The following is a 19,934-nucleotide window of genomic DNA, read 5'->3' as shown; positions in this document are numbered from 1 at the left end:
AATATGCCAGCCAATGAAATGATCGTCGAGGAGATCATCGACTACACCCCGCGCATGCGCCGGGTGGTGTTCCGGGGAGCCGGGGTGGCCGACTACCTGGCCTCCCCGCCGTGCGTGCCGAACATCAAGATCTATTTCCCTGCCCCGGGCAAGGCGCTGGACCAGCCCGGCGAGGACGAGCGCGGACGCTGGGTCTTCACCGGCGACCAGCGCTCGCGGGTGCGCACCTACACGGTGCGCTTCATGGACCAGCAGGCCTCGCAGCTGGCCATCGACTTCGTCCGGCATGGCGACGAGGGGCTGGCCAGCGCCTGGGTGGAGCGCATCGCACCGGGCGATGTGCTCGGCGCCTTGGGCGGCGGCGGGCTGGTGCTCAGGCCCGGCGGCCATGCCCTGCTCTTCGGCGACGAGACCGCGCTGCCTGCCATCAGCGACACCCTGGAGCAGATGCCCGCCGACCAGCTTGGCCAGGTGTTCATCGAAGTGGCGGACGAGGACGAAATCCACCCACTGGCCAAGCCCGAGGGCGTGCAGGTGCACTGGCTGCCGCGCGGCGGGGCGCCGGCGGGAAGCACCGGGCTGCTCATCGAGGCGATGGACCGGCTGCAGCCGCCGGCCGGGCACGCGGACTTCTCCGGGGTGCACCTGTGGGTCGGGGCTGAATCCCAGGTGGTGCGCTTCGCCCGCAAATGGGCGGCACGCGTCGGGATCGAGCGCGCCAACCGGCTGATCATCGGCTACTGGCACCAGTCGATGGACGAGGTGGCCTACGGCAAGGACTCGGACCATGACCGGGTCAAGGACGAGATGGGCTACGAGCGCCCGGGACATGAGCATGCCCATGCACACTGAGCGCGCCCAGCACGCCATGGCAGCACCGCAGGCCGGGGCCCGCGGCAACGGGGCGGCAACTCCGCGGGTGCGCGGATTCCTCGCTTCCCGGGTCAGCCCCGAGGGCATTGCCGCGCTCCCGGCGGCCCTGGCCGCAGGCAGCCTGGACTACCCGCTGGTCGACCGCTGCGCGGCGACAGGCGTTGGCGGCCAGGAGATGGTGCATGCGACATTCCTGTTCATCGACGAGCAGCCAGCGGATCCCGCACAGGCGGTGATCCTCTCGGCCAATGCGCTGGTGGACCATGAGGATCTGGCGGCCAGCGAATTCGAGCAGGCCGGCGAGCGCCTGTGGAGCATTACCCTGCTGGTGCCTGCCGACTGGGTCGCCTCCTACCGGATCACCGTGCACCGCGGGGCCGGCCCGGCCCCCTGGCATCAGGCAGCGGACCGCCGCGCGATCCGGCTGGCGGCAGATGCCGGAGTCCCCGATCCGCTGAACCCGCGGGGTTCGGCAACCATGAACGGCGCCGCGGTGTCGGTGTTCCGTGGCCCCCAGGCCACGGCCAACCCGCATCTGGCCCCGGCGGTTCCCGCCGCGGGACACCGTGGCCCGTCACTGGGCGGCTGGGGTGCGTCCGAGGCCGGCACGCAGGGGTTGCCTCCGCGGGTGAGCCACCACCTTGTGCAGGACGAGAACTGCGGGCGCGAGCGCAGCGTGTGGATGTACCGGCCGCCGGGCAGCGAATCCGGCGTCCAGCAGGAACCGACCCCGCTGGTGGTCGTGCATGACGGGGCCACCTGGGTGAAGCACCTGTCCTTCGCCCAGAGCCTGGACAATGCCATCAACGCCAGGGCACTGGCGCCGGTGCACGTGATGTTCGTGGATTCCACCTCCATCCCCCTGCGCTCCGCCGAATTGCCGCACACCTCGGGCACCACCCGCTCGCTGGCGAGGCAGTTCCTGCCCTGGGCTCGCAACAACTTCAATGTGCGCGCAGATCGCGCCGGCACGCTGCTCACCGGCTCGTCCTTTGGCGGTCTTGCCGCCATGCTGGGGGTTATGCATTACCCGGAGCTGTTCGGCAGGGCGGTGGCGCAGTCCCCCTCGCTGTGGCATACCGATATCTCCGCCCAGCTGCAATCATTGGCTGCGCACGTTGAGCTGGAAATCCAGGCAGGGCGCTATGAAACGCGCATTGCCGAATCCTGTGCGCAGACCCTCGGCGCTCTGCAAGGCGGCGACGTGGCACAGCGCATCCAGTACCAGATGATCTCCGGCGGCCACGACTGGGCCTGGTGGGCACCGGAACTGCTTTCTGCGCTGGTACGCGCCTATCCCGCAGCTGGTCACTGAGTGCAGCTGGCGGCGGTTCTGCTCATTGGGCAGGGCCGCCGTTTTGCTGGTTCCGGTTATTTGGCGCTGAGCACTTCTTCGAGCTCTGTTCCGTCGACAAGGATCCGGGACTCGCCGGTACCGGCCGCGGTCATCGCGGTGTATTGGAGCTATTCGACAATGCGCGGATCATCGCAGGCGCCGCCGGATTTCACGGTTCCGCTCAATTCGACGGTCACCGCATCGCCTTCCACCGCCGATGAAACGTAGTCGAGGTCGGAGCCGGCCAAGGCGTTGCGCAGCACTGATTCTCCGAGCATTTCCTCGTCATCAGCCAGGAGTGCGGTGATCGAGGCCTCGACTTGGTTGGTGAATTCCTCTGGTCCCGTTTCGGTCGCGACCAGCGAGTCGCCGCAGCCGATCTCCGACCCCGACTTCCCCTCATCGCCCACGGCAACATAGAACAGCGTCAGGGCGGCTGTGGTTGGCTCCGCGGAACTCGCCGCCGGATCCCCCCGCGCTCTGCGCCTCAGTAGAGGCGCCGGTGCTGGCTGGCGGCTCCGCGGTAGCAGTATCAGCGCTGGTTGGCTGCGGCGGGCTTTCGGGCGTTTCACTGCCGGGGCCTTGGCTGCAGCCGGCCGCAAGCATGAGCACCGCAAAAGCGAGCGCCAATGGCACCGGGGAGGTTCGTTGAGTTCGCATGGTAATTCCTCCTCGCCAAACTCGAACGAATGGCGTTCCCACCGTAGCCGTGCGCGGCGAGTCCAATCCAGCACGAATCCGTTGCAGTTTGGCTCCTTTGCAGCTCTCAATAGATCAGCTGGAGAGGGCCAAACTAAAGTAGTTGACACGTCAATGAATTAAGGTGATAATTGATGCATCAACCAAGTATTTGAAACGGGGAACACGCAATGAACGCCTTCGAGAACATCGAATTCGGCCTCGACACCTTTGGCGACGTACCCAGCGACAAGTCAGGCAAGCTGGTAACCCATGCCCAGGGCATCCGCGCCACGGTCCAGGAAGCCATCGCGGCCGATCAGGCCGGCGTCGATGTGATCGCTGTCGGCGAACACCACCGCCCGGAATACGCCATCTCCAGCCCCGAGACCGTTCTGGCGGGCATTGCCACGGCGACCGAGCGGATCCGCCTCGGATCCGGCGTGACCGTGCTGTCCTCCGACGATCCGGTCCGCGTCTTCCAGCGCTTCGCCACTGTTGATGCCTTGTCCAACGGACGTGCCGAGGTCATGCTGGGCCGCGGCTCCTTTACCGAGTCCTTCCCGTTGTTCGGCCATGACATGGCTGACTACGAACTGCTTTTCGACGAGAAGATCGACCTGTTCCACAAGCTGCTCGACGAAAAGCCGGTGACCTGGCAGGGAACCAAGCGTGCACCGCTGGAGGATATGGAAGTATTCCCGAAGACCGAGTCCGGCCGCCTGAACACCTGGGTGGGCGTGGGCGGTTCCCCGCAGTCGGTCATCCGCACCGCGCACTACGGATTCCGCATGATGCTCGCTGTCATCGGCGGGTCCCCCGAGCGCTTCGCACCCTACATCGACCTGTACCGCCGGGCCAACGACCAGTTCGGCCACCCAACCCTGCCCGTGGGTCTGCACTCCCCCGGCTTCGTGGCAGAAACCGACGAGCTGGCCCGCGAGCACATGTTCGACGCCTACAAGGAACAGCGTGACCGCATCGGCGCGTCCCGTGGCTGGAGCCCAATGGGCCGCGGAGAATTCGAGCACGAGATCAGCGAAGGCTCGCTGTACGTCGGCTCGCCGGAAACCGTGGCCCGCAAGATCGCCAAGACCCTCAAGTCCCTGGATATCGGCCGTTTCGACTTGATCTACTCCGGCGGCGCGGTAGAAGCTGGCGCCCGCCTGCGTGCCGTGGAACTCTACGGCGAGAAGGTCATCCCGCTGGTACGCGAAATGCTTTCCGAGAGCTAGACCCGGATTCGAAGACATGCCTGAAGGAGAGAAAATGACACAGCAGACCATCGGCATCCTCGGCGCCGGGAAGATCGGCACGGTCCTTGCCCGCCGCGCCTTGCAGGCCGGCTACAAGGTGCTCATCGCCGGCTCCGGCGACTCCGGCGCCATTGCCCTGACCATCGAGATCCTCACTCCCGGAGCGGTGGCCGTGGATCCGGAAACTGCCGCGCGGGAAGCCGATATCGCCATCCTGGCGCTGCCGCTGGGCAAGTACCGGAATATTCCGGTTGCCGAGCTCGAAGGCAAGCTGGTCATCGACGCCATGAACTACTGGTGGGAAACGGATGGCATCCGCGAGGACCTGAACGGCCCTCAGGTCTCCACCAGCAATTTGATCCAGGAGTTCCTGCCAGGTTCGCGGGTCGTCAAGGCCTTCAACCACATGGGCTACCACGACCTCGAGGACGAGTCCCGTCCGGCCGGCGCCGAGCGCCGCAAGGCCATCGCGCTGGCCGGCGACCTGGACTCCGACGTTGACCAGGCAGCCCGGATCGTTGACGATTTCGGCTTCGACCCGCTGCCGATAGGCTCCCTGGCTGAAGGCTTGCGCCTGCAGCCTGGCCAGCCCGCCTTCGGCGCGAACAAGCCGCGGGCCGAGCTCGCAGCGCTCATCGACGCCGCCCAGGTCCAGGCCTCAGCCGAGCTGCGCTAGCACCTCGTTCAGCGCTTCGGTGGACGAGGGGTGGGTGAAGATCTGGTCGCGCAGTTCAGCGGCACTCATTCGCTGCCGCATGGCGAGCGCCACCAGATTCACCACTTCCTGGGAGTCCACGTGCATCAGCGCCGCTCCGAGGATCTTCTCGCTGCGCGCATCGACGACGAACTTGATGATGCCCCGCGGGTCGCCCACGATCTTGGCGCGGCATGGCGGCGATCTCGGAAACTTTCTTCACCGCGATCCTGACCTGCAGTCCCTGTTGTTCAGCCTGCTCCTCGCTCAAGCCGACGCGAGCCAGCGGCGGGGTGGTGAAGATGGTGTACGGAACAGCAACCCGGTCCTTGGTGCTGCGTGTTCCGTCTCCCAGCAGCCCGCTGGCCACGACCCGGTGGTCGTCGAGCGAGACATAGGTGAACTGGGGACCGCCGTTGGCGTCGCCCAGGGCATAGATGCCCTGGACATTGGTGGACAGGAACTCGTCCACCACGACTTCCCCGCGGGTGCCCGTCCGGACCCCGGCGGCTTCCAGCCCCAGGCCGGCAGTATTCGGCACCCGCCCCAGGGCAATCAGCACCGCATCCGCCTTCAGCTGGTGCATCCGGCCCTGGTGTTCGTAGCTGACGGTGGCGCCATGCTCGTCCTGGCTGATCGAACGCACCGAAGCAGAACTGGTGATCACGGCGCCGGCGTCTTCCAGGCAGGACTGGACTTCCCGGGCCACATCCGGGTCTTCCTTGGACAGTGCACGGCTTCCGCGATCCAGCACCGTGACTTTCGATCCGAACTGGGCAAACATGGAGGCGAACTCGATGCCGACATATCCCCCGCCCACCACAGCCAGGGTCTTGGGCAGCTGGGCATGCTGGATCGTTGTGGAATCATGCACCCGCCCGCCGATCTGCGCCCCTTGAATGTCCGGGACCGCGGGAAGCGCGCCGGTGTTGATGATGATCTTCGCCGCGCTCAGCTCCAGCTCATCGGAACCGGCAGTGACCCTGACGCTTCGAGGTCCGGTGAATGCGGCCTTGCCGTTGACCAGCAGCACCGACTCCAGGTCGTCGAGCATGGAGAAATTCTTGGCGCGCATCATGGCAGTGAGCTTGTCCCGGCGCTGGACGGCGGCTTGGAAGGCCTGCTGGTCGTATCCGGCGCCATCGCGGGATTCGGCATCGTGGATCAAGGCCTTGGTCGGCACGCAACCGATATTGATGCAGGTGCCGCCATGCATCTGGGTGGACTGCTCGATTAACGCCACCCGCTGCCCGGCCCGGGCCAGGGTGCCTGCCAGGGTCTTGCCGCCTTTGCCCCACCCGATGATGATCGCGTCGAGTTGTCCGTCCGCGCTTGCTGAACCCACGATGAACCCCTAGCTGTTGCCGCCTTGTCCTAGCCCGAGTCTTGTTCGCGCAGGCCGCTTGCGTCAACCTTTGCCCGGACACCCCGGAGATGAACAATGGCGGACCACACCTTTTACAAGATGCGATCCGCCAGTTACAGGACGCTCACCTGGCTATTGGCCGGCACGGCCACGAGCAGCTGATTCGATGAGGTTATCGCCGGGCAGTGCAGCACCCGATGCCACTGCCTCGATCCAGGTAGCGGTCGGGGCCACCGCAGCCCAGCTGGAATTCAGCACGGCCATCAGGGTTTCATGCACCTGCTGGGCGGGGATGGAACCGGCAGCGTTGACAATGTCGATCGCGCCGGTAGCATCGGAGAGCACTTCCACGGTGAACCCCAGCGGTTCGGCAGCCGCGGCAGAACCGATCACGCAGTTATTGGTCATGTAGCCCACCAGGGTCAACGTGGTGATTTCACGCTCGCGAAGCCACTCTTCCAGGCCTGTACCCGCGAAGATGCTGGCATAGTTCTTGGAGAATTGGTGCTCTGCAGCTTCCATTCGATCCTGGATCTGCGGGTGCAGGGCATAGGTAGCGGATTCCGGGGCGAAGACGGGGAATCCCTCGGGCGCTTGGTGCTGCACGACAACCACCGGGATTCCGGCCTTTGCCGCTTCGTCCATGGCATTGGCGATGGTGGCTACCGACTGCTCGCGATCCGGGTACTGGATCTGCAGCAGGCCCTCAAAGTATTCCTGCTGTGCGTCGATGACGATTAGTGCTCTGCGTGGTGCGGACATAGTGAGTTCCTCTTTCCGATGTGTCCAGATGGTGCCATACGGCACCGGGTGTTTCAGGTTTTATTTAGCCGGCCGGTAGTGCTGGGCCATGAGCTGCACGGTTTGCACCGCTGCGCCAGGGGTGTGGCTGCCAAGGACCATCATCAACTCATCCGCTCCGGTCCGCTGCTGCAGCGCTTCCAGGCGCTGGGCCACTTCGGAAGGCGTGCCGGCCAGGGTGCGGTTGGCGTACATGTCAATGATCGCCCGCTCATTGAGCGTGGCCGGATATTCTGCGACCTCCTGGGCGGATAGCAGTGCAAAGGGTTCACGCTTGAACATCCGCAGCATGGCCATCGCCATGGTCGAGGCCTCGGCACGGGCGTATTCTGGATCCTCGGCCGCGATGACGCTTTGGCTGATGAGCACGTACGGACGGTCGAGCACTGCCGAGGGCACGAAGTTCTCGCGGTAGATGCGCAGCGCGGTGTCGATATCGGCATCGCCGAACTGCAAGGCGAAGGCGTAGGGCCGGCCCAGCCGCGCGGCCAGCTGCGCCGAATACGGCGAGGAGCCCAGGATCCACAACGGGGTCTGCGTTTCCGGTGCGGGCAGGCGGTTCTGCTCGTTCTGCCACGGGCCGGGCACTGCATGGACTTCGCTGTAGGGGTGCCCTGCGGGGAAATCATCATTCAGGAATCCCACCAGCTCGGCCAGTTGCTCGTCGAAGGTTTCGTTGGCTCCGGTTCCGCGGCGCAACGCGGCCGCGGTGGCCCCATCGGTTCCTGGCGCGCGCCCGACTCCCAGGTCGATGCGCCCGGGAGCCAGCGCTTCGAGCATGCCAACCTGCTCCGCGACCACCAGCGGCGCATGGTTGGGCAGCATCACTCCGCCCGCGCCCAACCGGATCCGCTGGGTGTCGGCGGTGAGCCGGGCCATCATCAGCAGCGGCGATGCCACGGACAGCGCGGGCATGGCATGGTGCTCGGACATCCAGAAACGGTGATATCCGGATTGATCCGCAGCCTTGGCGATATCGATGGTGTCCTGCAGGCCATCTTGGGCGGTTTGCCCTACACCGGGTCCGCCTCCGGTGTGAACCGACAGGGCGAAGGGAGCGGAGCCGAATCGTGGCACTGGCTGCAAGGCCAACCTCTTTTCTCATGTTATTTCTATTTTTTACCGTGATACACACACTAGCAGGTGATCACGGTAAAGCGATACTGGTACCATGAGGAACATGTCCCAGATGCCCCTTCCCCCGAGCCCCGGAACCGCGCAGCACTGCAGCATCGATCTGGCCAACAGCGAAATCCAGTTGCCTGGCGGCAAGAGCTTCGACGCGCTGGCTAGCCCGGCGGACACCACGCAATGGCTCATCGTGCGGGGTCTCGTGCCCCAGGAAGCGGCACTGCAAAGCTATTGCCAGAATCGGTTGGTCACCCTTCGCAGCCAGATCAGGAAAGCTTTCCATGCCATCGCCACGGGCACACCCGTGGCCCGGGAAGTGCTGCAGGGCATCAACGCCGCACTGCTGGCAGCACCGAGCACCCCATTGCTGCACCATGAGCCGGGCAAGGGATTCTTCCGCGCATTGGAACACCCCGCCACGCAATTGACCGAGCACGCCATGTCGCGACTTGCCGAGGACGCCGCAGCACTTCTGAGCAGCGAAGAAGCGGGCCTGCTGGCCCAATGCGAAGCCGAGCCATGCACCCGCTACCTGCTCAAGACCCATGGCCGCCGGCATTGGTGCTCCACGCGTTGCGGTGATCGCGTGCGGGCTGCCCGTTCGTACGCCAAGAAGAAGAGCCAGCAGGATTCTTCTGCCGCCTAGCCCATGGCCTGAGGATTCCCGCCGGCGGCGCAGCCGAGCACCTTGCATGCCGTGGCACGTGCCAAGCAGCATGGAACACTAAAGGCTCCCACCATCCGTAGATGCTGGGAGCCTGAGGAACTGCGGGCGGAACGCCTAGATCTTCTTGACGATGGAAGACTTCAGTTCCATCTGGCCGAAGCCGTCCACCTTGGCGGCGATATCATGGTCGCCAGAGCCTTGGACCAAGCGGATATTGCGCACCTTGGTTCCGGCCTTCAGCGCACTCTGCGCGCCCTTGACCTTCATGGTTTTGGTGATGCTGACGGTATCTCCGTCCTGCAGCGCATTGCCGACAGCATCCTTGATCACTGCTTCGACAGCTTCGGCTACTTCGGCCTCAGCGTTCCATTCATGTGCGCACTCTGGGCAGACCAGCAGGGCATCCATTTCGTAGGTGTACTCGCTGGAGCATTCAGGGCACGGTGGCAAGGTATCAGACATGAAGCTGATTTTAGTGACCGGATATGCCCCATGTCGAATGAATCGGATATCGAATAATCCCCGGAATTCCGCGCTGGAAATGGCACGAACCCCAGGCCTTGAACACTTCCTGCCCTCCAGCTTGAAATTACTTGTTTTCCACGCCGGATATACCCCATACTCAGGCATACAGGCTGGTGCCCACACCGGCCGGGTTAGGGGCACACCATGTCTAAGCACCACAAGTACAAGAGCTACGGTCCGCAGTACACGGTGACGCCAAGGGAAGGGCTCACCCTGGAAATCCTCGCTCAGGCCGAAAAGGCCGGGACAAAGGCAGGATACGCGATGGCCAAAGAGCAGCTGTACCGGAACATCGGCAACAGCTCTGTGCTCAACGAGCAGGAAACCGACGAATTGCTGGCCGCTGCCGAACGTGCCGGCGCCGCGGCGGCACTCACCGCGGCACGCAAAGTCCTGGATAAGACACTGCGCACCTCGTTCAAGCACTACCACCACTCGACGGCGCAGGGGCCCGCGCAGCAGCTTGCCCCGCAGCCATTTGCTCCTGCGCAGACGCGCAGCTACTCGGAAACCTACGAGGAGCCCTTGGCCCAGCACACCCCCGCCTTGGGATATCTGGATCCGCCAAGGGAAAAGGTGGATCAGCACATTCTGACCATCACCCGGGTAGAACAGCTGAACGACCAGATGGTGCGCATCATCGCTGGCGCCCCCGATCTGGATGGCTACCGTTCCAACGGGGCGATTGATGAATACGTGAAAGTCTTTGCCGCTGACCCCGCCCTCGGATTAGAGCCTCCCTATGATCTGCGCGCCTTGCGGCAGCGCCTGCCCCGCGACCAGGTTCCGCGTTCCAAGTCGTACACGATACGTTGGATCAACGCGGTTGTGCCGGAAATTGCGATCGACTTCGTAGTTCATGGGGAGTCTGGGACTGTTGGCCATTGGGCCGGGACAGCGCAGCCCGGGGACCCACTGGTTATTTCCCCCTCACGGAGCAAGTCATCATTGTCGCTGAATGCCGACTACTACGTGCTGGCCGCGGATGAAGCAGGCATCCCGGCGATCTGCAAAGCCCTCGAAGCATTGCCCTCGGATGCGCGCGGTCTAGCGTTGCTCGAAGTTGCCGATCAGAACGCAATGTTTGACGTGAAACATCCTCCAGGCGTTGATTTACGCTGGCTGCCGCGTGACGGCGTTCCGGCGGGCCGCAGCTCACTGCTGGCCGATGAGCTCCGTTCCTTGCCGCTGCCCCATCTGCGGCTTGGGCTAATCGCTCATGCCGAGCGTTCCACGGTCAAAGAGATCAGCCAAGTTGCGCGGCACTGGCACCTCGACAAGCGTTCCTCCCACATTTCCTCTTACTGGACCCTGCGCGAGGGGAGATTACGCCGCTAAAAGCTGGATCAGAGTGATCCGCAGCATCACAACGGCACGCACAGGGACAAGCTCTTTAACTCCGGATAACCTTGGAAGCATCGCATCCGCACTGGTTATCCGAGGAGTGTCCATGGCTCAGCCCGATAGCACCAGCAACTTCGCGCGCTTTCTCGGCGGTGTTTTGCTGATTGCCCTCGGACTCGTCCTGATGCTCAACTCGGCGAGCGCGGTCCGGCTGATTATTTGGCTGCTGGGCGCTGGCCTGTTGATTGCGGGCCTGGTGCGCCTTGCCGAGGCTCAACAGGACTCCGTTCGCCGCTGGCCAGTGATGCTTTCTGGCGGCCTGCTGGTGCTCAGCGGGGTCGCCCTCCCGCTCTGGCATCGCGCCAGCTTGCCGGTCCTGGCTTTGGCGACTTCACTGGTTCTTCTCCTGGGCGGAGTGCTCAGACTTGCAGCGGTGCTCCGCGGGCAGCGGCAGCATTCCTTCCGCGGCGCTCTCACAGCACTTGCCGGTGTCTTTGGCGCGGCTCTGGTGATGTTTTGGCCCAGGCTTTCCTTGTGGGTGCTCGGCGTCGCTTTCGGCGGCTGGTTATTCCTTTTGGGAGTCCACTGCTTGTGGTCTTTTCTCCGGCCTCGCCTTCCGGCAATTCCTGGCTGGCTCCGCACTGCGCGTAGCGCTAGCCTGACAGGATTGAGCGCCATTGGCCTCGTCGCCGTGCTCGGACTCGGAACGATCACCGCTTTTCTGCATAGCCAAAGCGATACGGCCGCCGCGGATGATTTCTATTTGCCGCCAGCTAGCGTTCCTGCTGCCCATGGCCAGTTGCTGCGCGCGGAACCGCTGGCCAAGAGCACTCCGCCGAACACTCTCGCCTGGCGAATTCTGTATACGACGCAAGGTCACGATGGCTCTCCTGCAATAGCTTCGGGCGTGGTGACCGTGGCCGAGTCCGCCACGGGAACCCTACCTGTCATCTCATGGGCCAATGGGACCAAGGGCGTCATGTCCCAGTGCGCGCTGTCCATGGGACCGAATCCTTATGATGATGGTCCAGCTGCTGCCCGTGAAACCATGTTGGCTGGCGGATGGGCAGTAGTCGCTACCGATTACGTCGGCTTGGGCACCGCCGGCCCTCATCCCTATTTGATTCCGGCTGCCGAGGCGTACGCGGTGCTTGACGCGACTCTTGCTGCAGGCCAGCTGCAAGACCTGCATTCACGAGGAGTCCGGCTAGGACAGTCCAGCGTAGTGTGGGGCCATTCCCAGGGCGGGCATGCGGCTCTGGCTACGGCTGAAGCCGCCGGGGACTACGCTCCGAACCTGGAGATTCTCGGCATCGCCGCCATGGCCCCGGCAACCAACCTTCCGGAATTGGCCGAGTCGGTTGCTGATACCGCGGCGGGAAAAATCATTTCCAGCTACATTGCCGCCAGCTGGAACCAGCTGTATCCGGATCTGGGCATCGACCAGCGGTTGACGACCCGTTCTCGCATGGCGGTAAACCAGCTATCCCAGAATTGCTTTTCCGGTACGGGCGCGCTGACCGGGTTGGCCCAGGCCAGCCAGCTCTTCGAACCGATTCTCAGTTCCGAGGCTCTCGACGGCCAGCTGCACTCGGTGCTGAAACGCAATTCGTCCATCGTTCCGGCGGGCTACCCGGCGTTCATTGCCCAGGGCGCTGCTGATTCATTGGTCTTGCCCTCGATGCAGCGCGAGTTCTTCAGAAGTTCTTGCACCCCGGATGCCCAGATTGGTTACCTCGAGTACTCCGGACTGGACCACATGCCGCTCGTCGGGGCAGACTCGGCACTCAATGAAGATCTTGTCGCCTTCACCCACTCGCTGCTTGAGGGGAAGCCAGCTTTCCCTGAAGGCTCCACCCTGTGCAGGAAATAACCGTTTGCGATGCCACTCTGATTCCTTTTGTTCTTGTACCAGCGCACGGGCCCGTGTCTGGGGAACATAAAATAGGTTCGGAAAGACTTCCAGTAATTCATTGCCGTTCAATGCCGCCTAGCCATTTTCTGGCCGTCGGCCCAGGAGAATCCTAGTGCGTCCCAGCTTGTCCCGAATCGCAGTTGCCTTGTGCCTTGGCATCTTGGCCTTTTCCCTTGGCTCTTGCGTGGCGTTACCTGACGAGCAAGGGAGAGATGCGGGCACCGCGGCATTTGAATCCGGGCATTGGCCACGCACCTTGACTGATTCAATGCATGACCCCATACGGATCCCGGCAAAACCTGAACGTATCGTCTCGACCTCGGTAGGACTCACGGGTTCACTGCTGGCCCTGGACGCACCGGTCATTGCCAGCGCAACGGCGCCGGCGGGGCCTGATACCGATGGTGACGGTTTCTTCAAGCATTGGGCTGATGTTGCCTCGGATCGCAAAGTTGATCCGCTCTACGAGATCGGGAAGTTCGATCTGGAAGAAATCGAGGACCAGAAACCCGACCTCATCATCGTGGCGGCAACAGGAGCAGACTCCGAAGTCGACAACGTAGGTGCGCTGAGGAAGATTGCACCAACCATTGTCGTGGACTACGCAGATAAGGACTGGAACGAACTTTCAAAGTTGCTCGGGGAAGTCACTGGTACCGAAGAACGAGCAGAGCAGAACACTGCAGCCATTAACGAACGGGTTTCAGCACTGAGAAGCATGCTGGCAATCCCATCCGGAACCACGGCTTCAATCATTTCCTACGCAGCCCATGGCATATCCCCGATCGCTAAAACCACCGGTCCGCATGCGCAGCTGTTCAGAGGACTCGGCTTCACGGTGGTATCCACGCCAAAGAAGTTCAACACTTCCACACAGCCAAGGGAAGATTTCAGTTTCGTCAGCTACAGGGATCTGCCAGCAACGCTCACTGGAGATGCCACCTTCCTCTTGGCCGCAAACAAGAAAGCGACCACGGCATTTACCTCGGATGAATCACTAGCCCAGCTGCCATCGGTGCAGAGCGGCAGCGTCTTCCCGCTCACCACTGCCCACCTTCTGGACTACTACGCAACCCAGAAGATCTTGGACTATTTCGAACACGAATTTCCAGGTCTGGGCTCTTCTGAGCTCGAGTAGCAGCATTCCTTGAAGCCGGTACATCCGACCTCACGCCACAACACGGATCATGGACGGCTAAATGGTCCGCTCCACTGCCTATAGTTCAAGTCAGAGCATCTTCTAGCTCAAGCACCAGCCACCTTAGGAGTAGTACTACCGCATGCGTTCGCTGCGTCGCACCTTATCTTTGTTCGCCCTCCTGTCCGCCCTGGCTCTGAGCTCGTGCTCTTCATTGGAGACCATTGAGTTCCCGCCCCTTCCTGATGCCCAAGCCGCACCGACGCCAAGCACCGCAGAACAACGTGATATCTACGCAGAATCCCTTGAACTGCTCAATGAAGTTAGGGTCAAAGGCCGCGCACCAAAAACCGGCTACGACAGAGCGGAATTCGGCAAGGGATGGAAAGATCCGGACCGCAATGGATGCGATGCGCGCAACGACATCCTCTCGCGCGATTTGGTGGACGTGACATATAAACCGGCCACGCGACCCTGCGTTGTATTGAGCGGAACGTTCGATGATCCCTACACGGGCAAGACCATCGAATTCAAGCGCGGCCAAGGCACCAGCACCTCCGTGCAAATCGACCATGTTGTCGCCCTGTCCGATTCCTGGCAAAAGGGCGCGCAGCGCTGGGATGCCGAGACCCGCTTGGAATTTGCCAATGACCCGCTGAACCTGCTGGCTTCCGATGGCCCCACTAATGCTTCCAAAGGCGACAAGGACGCGGCATCATGGTTGCCACCCAACAAGAGCTTCCGTTGCACTTACGTCTCGCGGCAGACCCAGGTAAAAGCCAAATACGACGTTTGGATGACCAAGGCAGAGCACACCGTGATCGGGAACATCCTCAAATCCTGCATCTAGCAGGCAGGCAGCTTCGCCGGGCTTCATAGCCGCACGCAGGACATCGCACGGAAACATCCACCTTAAGGCTTATCGTCAAATCGATGGACTTGTGGCAAAATGGATATTATTCAACACGTTAGCGATTATGTTCTGCGATGGCTTGGCCTGATCCTCTACTGCAAGGGCGCATGATGAAGACACGAATCCCCGGAGTCCTCCTACTGGTTTCCAGCGTGTGCATCTTCAGTTTTGCACTGACCACCACGCAGCGCGAGGCAGCCACTGCCTGCTGGGTCGTCTCCACCCTCATGTTCATTGGAGCAGCCATGCTGCTGCTGAGTGCGATCCTTGGAACTTCCACCGTCACCGCAGGTGACCCGCGGCATAAGCGTCAGCAATAACTGCATACTCCTCTAATCAGAAGCAACCTCTTGGCCTATGGCTGGGAGGTTGCTTCTGTTGAATAACCGACAGTACTTGTACTTCTGCACCTAAATTTAACGCCAAAGCATCGACAGGTTCATTCAGATGCGATAGACATATGTCTTGTCACACTCGTCACTTTTAGGAGTACCCATGCCTGCATTCAGGCAGATAAGAAAACTCGGTCTCGCTTCGCTGGCAACGATTTCGCTGGCCGCCACCGGTGCCGCAACAGCTCAGGCTACATCCACGCAGAGTGCTTCCCTGTCGCCAGCTGCGGGTACTGAAGCCGTCACCATTGATCTAGTTGGCATCAATGACTTCCATGGCCGCATTTCTGCTGACAGAAGCTCTGCCGGCGCTGCTGTGCTGTCCGGTGCTGTAGATGGAATGCGTGCAGAAAACGAAAACACCCTATTCGTCTCCGCCGGCGATAACATCGGCGCCTCAACCTTCGCTTCCGCCTCGCAGGATGACGAACCAACCATCGCTGCCCTGGGTGCTGGCGGCCTGGATGTCTCGGCAGTAGGCAACCACGAGTTCGACAAGGGATTCGCGGACCTGACCGGACGCGTCATCGACAGCTACGCCGATTCCAGCGGTGTCGACGGCGCAGACTTCGCACTGGGCGCCAATGTCTATGAAAAGGGCACCACGGCTCCTGCCCTCCAGGAATACGCGATCCGCGAGATCTCCGGTATTTCCGTGGGCTTCATTGGCACCGTTACCGAAGACATGCCTTCACTGGTTTCCCCAGCTGGCATCGCCGACCTGGATTTCGGCAGCGAACTGGAAGCAGCGAACCGTGTAGCTGAGCAGCTCTCCGATGGCGATGAAGCGAACGGCGAGGCAGATGTAGTGGTGCTGCTGACCCACAACGGTTCCGCTGGCGATCAGTGCGCAGATATTGCCGAAGAAGACAGCGCCTATGGCGAGCTCGTTCGCGAGGCCAGCAACGAGATCGACGCGATCTTCTCGGGCCACACCCACCAGTCCTACGACTGCGAAATCGCGGGCCGCCCGGTGATCCAGTCCCACCAGTACGGCACCACTTTGGGCAAGATTTCCTTGCAGGTAGATCCTGAGACTGGCGAAGTCACCGAGGCCGCTACCGAGCGCATCGCCTTGGCAACCGAGGGCGCTGACGGCGAATGGGTGGGCAACTTTGATGCCAATGCCGAGGTCGCAGAAATCGTTAGCGCCGCTGAAACGGAAGCTGAAGTGGTCGGCAGCGTGAAGATCGGCGCCATCTCTGAAGACATCCTTCGTGGTGGAGAAGAACCCGGCCAGGACCGAGGCGTTGAATCCACTCTGGGCAACACCGTAGCCGACATCCACCTATGGGCTACCTCTAATGAGGATTTCGCCAGCGAACCAGCCGAGATCGCATTCATGAACCCAGGCGGCCTGCGTGCCGACCTGCTCTACGGCCAAGATGGCACAGTGTCCTACAAGGCCGCAGCCGAGGTCCAGCCATTCGCCAACACCCTGATCACCTTCAACCTCACCGGGGCGCAGATCCGCGAGGCCTTGGAGCAGCAGTGGCAGCCTGCAGGATCGGAACGCAACAAGCTGCATCTGGGTATTTCCGAGGGTCTCGCCTACACCTACGTCGAGGACGCTGCCCAGGGCGAGCACATCAAGGACATCACCTTCAAGGGCGAGCCACTGGACGAGGAAGCAACCTTCCGTGTCGCAGCCAATGCATTCCTGGCTACCGGTGGCGATAACTTCGCCGCGTTTGCCGCCGGCACCGATCATGCTGACTCCGGCCAGATCGATTTGGACGCCACCGTGAACTACTTCAAGGCACATGACGTTGTTGAGCCGGCTCCGCTGGGCCGCGCGGTCCTGCAAGAGCCTGTTGCGCCAACGCAGTCGCCGGATCCTTCGGATGAGCCAACCGGGGATCCAACTGATTCGCCGGAACCATCTGAGGATGCAACCGACGACGCGACCGAAGAACCTACCAGTTCGCCAGAGCCAACTGGGGACGCGACCCGGTCCCCTGACTCGTCTGGCGAGCCTAAGGATGAGCAGAAGGATGATTCCCAGAACCGGGACTCCGAAGACCTAGCTGATACCGGATTCGGCACCAGCTGGATCGGCATCGTCGCCGGTGTCGTTGTCCTGGCAGGCATCGCCTTGGTACTGATACGCCGCTTCGGCAACAAGGCCGGACGCTAGAGCCCAAGGGCAAAGATAAAGGCAAAGGGAAGAACCAAGAGGTTCTTCCCTTTGCCTTTATCCCAATAACTTAGTCGATGACCAGTTCGCCCATGGAATCCCAGCCTTCGCCGTCTACCTTGCGGGAAACGATCTTCGGGGTGGAGACCAGGTGTGGTCGCATGGACTCAAGACCGGCTGCGAAGTGGGCGGAGTTCACGTGGTTTGCCGCGGCTTCGTCATCGCGGAAGGCCTCAACCAGGACGAATTCGTTGAGGTCTTCGACGCTCACGGACCAATCGAAGAAGATGTTGCCCTCTTCGGCGCGGGTTGCCGCGGTGAATTCAGCGACATGGCCCATGAAGTTCGGGGTGGACTCTGGCTTTACTTGGTATTTAACAACGATGAAGTACATGTCTCTAGTCTAGGGTTCCCTTGTTAATTGCGCCTTGCAAACGAATGTATTCTTTATCCCTTTGGGGCATGCTGTCGACCACTAAATCGTATGAATCCTCGATGAGCTCGCCCATCAGTTGCGGGTCGAGTCCTGCACGAACCGAATTCCAGTGCTTCTTATTCATGTGATAGCCCGCGGTGATCTGCGGATGCTCGCTGCGCTGCTGGTCTGCCAGAGCCGGTTCGCATTTCAGGTTCAGCACTAATTCGCCTTGCAGGTGCATGAGCAGCCCAAATATTTTGCCTTTGCCCGGATCACTGCCCGCCACTTTGAATACGGTGCTGTCAGGGCCGAAGGGGTAATCGGCGTAAGCGCACGGCATGCGCAGGCACAGCTGCGCCCACGCATTTTCCAATTCTTCTTGCCCAGCTGTTGTTGCCATCAATGTCTCACTAGCGAAATGGGTACTCGATCTTGGGGCAGGTATCCATCACTACGTCCAGTCCCGCATCCTTGGCCCGTCGGGCGGCAGCTTCGTCAATGACGCCCAGCTGCAACCACACCGCCTTCGCTCCTACGGCAATGGCTTGGTCAACGATGTCTCCCACCTTGGAAGAGTTCACGAAGCAATCCACCACGTCAATGGGGCCTGGAATGTCAGCAAGCTTCGCGAAGCCCGGTTCGCCCATTACAGTTTCCGCGCCTAACGACACGGGAATAATCTGCATCGACAGTTCATCACGCAGGAAACGGGCGATGGACGGAGCTACGCGAGCTGGGTTGTTGGTCAGCCCGACAACCGCCCAGCGTCCAGGCGTGCTCAACAGCCTGCGGATTGTTGCCGAATTATTTACGTGCTGCGTGTCCATGCACGACACCATACCGCGTTGCTGGCACTTTTGGCGTCCAGGTACTGAAGTACGTCCAATTGGCAGGAACCGCTCACACCGCTGGCCTTCCAAGCGTTCGGAATTCACTGCTGCAGCTGAACCGCTTTCCCAGTGGCTGCCGCGCTGTTCTGCGAGAACGCCCCGCGGTGCTTAGCCGCCGGATGATGGGCGGGCAGGTAATCGCCACGGCCAAAGACCTTCTGGCGCAGGCTGCCCTCTGCATATCCACTTTGGGCCAGGCCACGGCGGCGCAGTTCGGGCAGCACTCCTTCAATGAAGTTGTCGTAGGAGCCGGGAAGAACATGATTCATCACGTTCAGGCCATCGATACCAGCATCCTGCCAGCGTTCGAGCTCATCGACAATTTGTTCCGGGGTCCCCGAAATCTGCTGTGCCTTGGCGCGGTAGTAGGCCAAGTCGCGCAGGGTCGGATTGCCGCCGGGCACCGAAGCCCGGGCTGCTTCAAGTACTCCCTGCGCACCCTCGGTCTGGATCTGGCCGATCGGGGTATCCAGATCCAGTCCGCCCAGATCCACTCCGATACCGCCGCCGATGTGCGCGATGATGGCATCCAAGTCCAGGTACTCTTCGTATTCGGCTTCCAATGCCTTGGCTTCAGCTTCGGTGGAACCGATGAGGAAGGACAAGCCGGCAAAGACCTTGATGTCATCGCGGCCGCGTCCGGCAGCAGCCAGGTGCTCGATCAGCTGGGCATTTTTCTTCGCCACGTACTGTGCGTGCGGGGCAAAGAGGAAGGTCGCCTCGGCGTGAGTGGCCGCGAACTGCGAACCGCGTGCCGACGAACCAGCCTGGAACAGGAACGGGGTGCGCTGGGCACTTGGCAGTGCCAGGTGCGGACCGTCAATGGAGTAGTAGTCGCCGCGGTGGTTGATTTTGTTGACCTTGGCCGGATCTGCGTAGATTCCGGAAATCTTGTCGGCCAGCAAGGCATCCTCTTCCCAGGAGCCCTCCCACAGCTTGTAGGCGGCGTCCACGTATTCTTCGGCCCAACCGTAGCGGTCATCATGCCCGACCAGTTCTTTCCCGCCGAAATTGCGGTGCGCATTTTCCAGTACGCTGGTGACGATATTCCAGGCCACACGCCCCTGCGAGAGATGATCCAGGGTGGAGATCTGCCGGGCAAACTGGAATGGATGGGATTGGATGACCGAGCTGGTCATCGCCAGGCCGATGTCCTTGGTGTTGGCGGCCAATGCCGAAAGCAGGACCAGCGGATCATGGCTGGGGACCTGCAGTCCCTTTCGTACGTGCGATGCCCAACCACCCTCATGCTCGCCGTAAAGGCCAACCACGTCAGCGAAGAACAGCGAATCGAACTTTGCATCCTCCAGCTTCTTGGCCAGGTCAACCCATAGGCCCAGTTCATGGAACCGATGCTGCTGCGCTTCGGGGTGGCGCCACATTCCGCCAAGGATATGGCTGGAGGTGTTCATCAAGAAGGCCGAAAGCAGCAAGCGCGGGCGTTCGTTGAAAGTACCCAT

20 protein-coding genes and 1 pseudogene are annotated in these 19,934 nt (G+C 61.7%); 11 read left to right on the top strand and 10 right to left on the bottom strand.

From position 1 onward, the window contains the following. Window positions 1–3 precede the first annotated feature (3 nt). Together ACIP6G_RS15360 and ACIP6G_RS15355 are read left to right on the top strand one after the other, a co-directional pair. On the top strand, window positions 4–852 hold the full coding sequence (locus ACIP6G_RS15360; protein WP_400291150.1) for a siderophore-interacting protein: 849 nt from the start codon (window positions 4–6) through the stop codon (window positions 850–852). Further along, window positions 842–2,188: an enterochelin esterase domain-containing protein gene (locus ACIP6G_RS15355; protein WP_400291148.1), complete on the top strand. Its 1,347-nt coding sequence runs from the start codon at window positions 842–844 to the stop codon at window positions 2,186–2,188. The genes ACIP6G_RS15360 and ACIP6G_RS15355 overlap by 11 nt, the downstream gene beginning before the upstream one ends. A 149-nt stretch (window positions 2,189–2,337) precedes the next feature. Here ACIP6G_RS15355 and ACIP6G_RS15350 read toward each other — a convergent pair whose 3' ends face one another. Continuing rightward, window positions 2,338–2,619, bottom strand: a complete 282-nt coding sequence (locus ACIP6G_RS15350) for a hypothetical protein (RefSeq protein ID WP_400291146.1) — start codon at window positions 2,617–2,619, stop codon at window positions 2,338–2,340. A 459-nt stretch (window positions 2,620–3,078) separates the two neighbouring features. Here ACIP6G_RS15350 and ACIP6G_RS15345 point away from each other — a divergent pair, with 459 nt between their 5' ends. Further along, window positions 3,079–4,122 carry an LLM class flavin-dependent oxidoreductase gene (locus ACIP6G_RS15345; RefSeq protein ID WP_400291144.1) on the top strand — a complete coding sequence of 348 codons (1,044 nt, stop codon included), beginning with the start codon at window positions 3,079–3,081 and terminating at the stop codon, window positions 4,120–4,122. A 16-nt stretch (window positions 4,123–4,138) separates the two neighbouring features. Further along, window positions 4,139–4,819, top strand: coding sequence for an NADPH-dependent F420 reductase (locus ACIP6G_RS15340; protein ID WP_400291143.1), 681 nt, complete (start codon window positions 4,139–4,141; stop codon window positions 4,817–4,819). On the opposite strand, the gene ACIP6G_RS15335 is transcribed toward ACIP6G_RS15340, so the two are convergent. The 4 genes and pseudogenes from ACIP6G_RS15335 to ACIP6G_RS15320 all read right to left on the bottom strand — a co-directional run bounded on the left by ACIP6G_RS15335 (window position 4,802) and on the right by ACIP6G_RS15320 (window position 8,096). Continuing rightward, window positions 4,802–5,017 carry a hypothetical protein gene (locus ACIP6G_RS15335; protein WP_400291141.1) on the bottom strand — a complete coding sequence of 72 codons (216 nt, stop codon included), beginning with the start codon at window positions 5,015–5,017 and terminating at the stop codon, window positions 4,802–4,804. The two genes, ACIP6G_RS15340 and ACIP6G_RS15335, sit on opposite strands and share 18 nt — an antisense overlap. An 85-nt stretch (window positions 5,018–5,102) precedes the next feature. Beyond that, window positions 5,103–6,182: pseudogene (locus ACIP6G_RS15330) on the bottom strand (FAD-dependent oxidoreductase); the annotation flags it as partial. A gap of 153 nt (window positions 6,183–6,335) precedes the next feature. Continuing rightward, on the bottom strand, window positions 6,336–6,965 hold the full coding sequence (locus tag ACIP6G_RS15325; protein WP_400291140.1) for a cysteine hydrolase family protein: 630 nt from the start codon (window positions 6,963–6,965) through the stop codon (window positions 6,336–6,338). Window positions 6,966–7,025: 60 nt separating this feature from the next. After that, window positions 7,026–8,096, bottom strand: a complete 1,071-nt coding sequence (locus ACIP6G_RS15320; RefSeq protein ID WP_400291138.1) for an LLM class flavin-dependent oxidoreductase — start codon at window positions 8,094–8,096, stop codon at window positions 7,026–7,028. An 88-nt stretch (window positions 8,097–8,184) separates the two neighbouring features. On the opposite strand from ACIP6G_RS15320, the gene ACIP6G_RS15315 reads away from it, so the two are divergent. Beyond that, window positions 8,185–8,781 carry an ABATE domain-containing protein gene (locus ACIP6G_RS15315; protein ID WP_133834332.1) on the top strand — a complete coding sequence of 199 codons (597 nt, stop codon included), beginning with the start codon at window positions 8,185–8,187 and terminating at the stop codon, window positions 8,779–8,781. A 135-nt stretch (window positions 8,782–8,916) separates the two neighbouring features. Here the strand turns inward: ACIP6G_RS15315 and ACIP6G_RS15310 are convergent, their stop codons facing one another. Then, window positions 8,917–9,264 carry a zinc ribbon domain-containing protein YjdM gene (locus ACIP6G_RS15310; protein ID WP_332595209.1) on the bottom strand — a complete coding sequence of 116 codons (348 nt, stop codon included), beginning with the start codon at window positions 9,262–9,264 and terminating at the stop codon, window positions 8,917–8,919. Window positions 9,265–9,471: 207 nt separating this feature from the next. On the opposite strand from ACIP6G_RS15310, the gene ACIP6G_RS15305 reads away from it, so the two are divergent. The 6 genes from ACIP6G_RS15305 (at window position 9,472) to ACIP6G_RS15280 (ending at window position 17,166) form a co-directional block, all read left to right on the top strand. Continuing rightward, complete coding sequence (locus ACIP6G_RS15305; protein WP_400291136.1) at window positions 9,472–10,665, top strand: siderophore-interacting protein; 1,194 nt, start codon at window positions 9,472–9,474, stop codon at window positions 10,663–10,665. Window positions 10,666–10,777: 112 nt separating this feature from the next. Further along, window positions 10,778–12,544, top strand: coding sequence for a lipase family protein (locus tag ACIP6G_RS15300; RefSeq protein WP_400291134.1), 1,767 nt, complete (start codon window positions 10,778–10,780; stop codon window positions 12,542–12,544). Window positions 12,545–12,698: 154 nt separating this feature from the next. Continuing rightward, complete coding sequence (gene fepB / locus ACIP6G_RS15295) at window positions 12,699–13,724, top strand: Fe2+-enterobactin ABC transporter substrate-binding protein (protein WP_400291132.1); 1,026 nt, start codon at window positions 12,699–12,701, stop codon at window positions 13,722–13,724. A gap of 142 nt (window positions 13,725–13,866) precedes the next feature. Continuing rightward, window positions 13,867–14,574 (top strand): HNH endonuclease family protein, encoded by a 708-nt coding sequence (locus tag ACIP6G_RS15290; RefSeq protein WP_400291131.1) that lies wholly within the window; start codon window positions 13,867–13,869, stop codon window positions 14,572–14,574. A gap of 170 nt (window positions 14,575–14,744) precedes the next feature. Further along, on the top strand, window positions 14,745–14,957 hold the full coding sequence (locus ACIP6G_RS15285; RefSeq protein WP_105657967.1) for a hypothetical protein: 213 nt from the start codon (window positions 14,745–14,747) through the stop codon (window positions 14,955–14,957). 175 nt (window positions 14,958–15,132) lie between these two features. Continuing rightward, window positions 15,133–17,166: a 5'-nucleotidase C-terminal domain-containing protein gene (locus ACIP6G_RS15280; RefSeq protein WP_400291129.1), complete on the top strand. Its 2,034-nt coding sequence runs from the start codon at window positions 15,133–15,135 to the stop codon at window positions 17,164–17,166. A 70-nt stretch (window positions 17,167–17,236) separates the two neighbouring features. Here the strand turns inward: ACIP6G_RS15280 and ACIP6G_RS15275 are convergent, their stop codons facing one another. From ACIP6G_RS15275 to ACIP6G_RS15260, 4 genes are all read right to left on the bottom strand, one after another. Next, window positions 17,237–17,560, bottom strand: a complete 324-nt coding sequence (locus ACIP6G_RS15275; RefSeq protein ID WP_400291127.1) for a putative quinol monooxygenase — start codon at window positions 17,558–17,560, stop codon at window positions 17,237–17,239. 4 nt (window positions 17,561–17,564) lie between these two features. Beyond that, window positions 17,565–17,984, bottom strand: coding sequence for an MmcQ/YjbR family DNA-binding protein (locus ACIP6G_RS15270; RefSeq protein ID WP_400291125.1), 420 nt, complete (start codon window positions 17,982–17,984; stop codon window positions 17,565–17,567). Between the two features lie 10 nt (window positions 17,985–17,994). Then, window positions 17,995–18,411, bottom strand: coding sequence for a CoA-binding protein (locus tag ACIP6G_RS15265; RefSeq protein WP_332502855.1), 417 nt, complete (start codon window positions 18,409–18,411; stop codon window positions 17,995–17,997). A 104-nt stretch (window positions 18,412–18,515) separates the two neighbouring features. Further along, the gene (locus tag ACIP6G_RS15260; RefSeq protein WP_400291123.1) at window positions 18,516–19,934 is read right to left on the bottom strand and encodes an NtaA/DmoA family FMN-dependent monooxygenase; all 1,419 of its coding nucleotides are present in this window, start codon (window positions 19,932–19,934) and stop codon (window positions 18,516–18,518) included.

Origin of the sequence: Glutamicibacter sp. NPDC088483 (genome assembly GCF_044753145.1) — a bacterium.
In the GTDB taxonomy this organism is placed as follows: Bacteria; Actinomycetota; Actinomycetes; order Actinomycetales; family Micrococcaceae; genus Glutamicibacter.
This window is presented reverse-complemented; position numbering and strand designations above follow the sequence as displayed.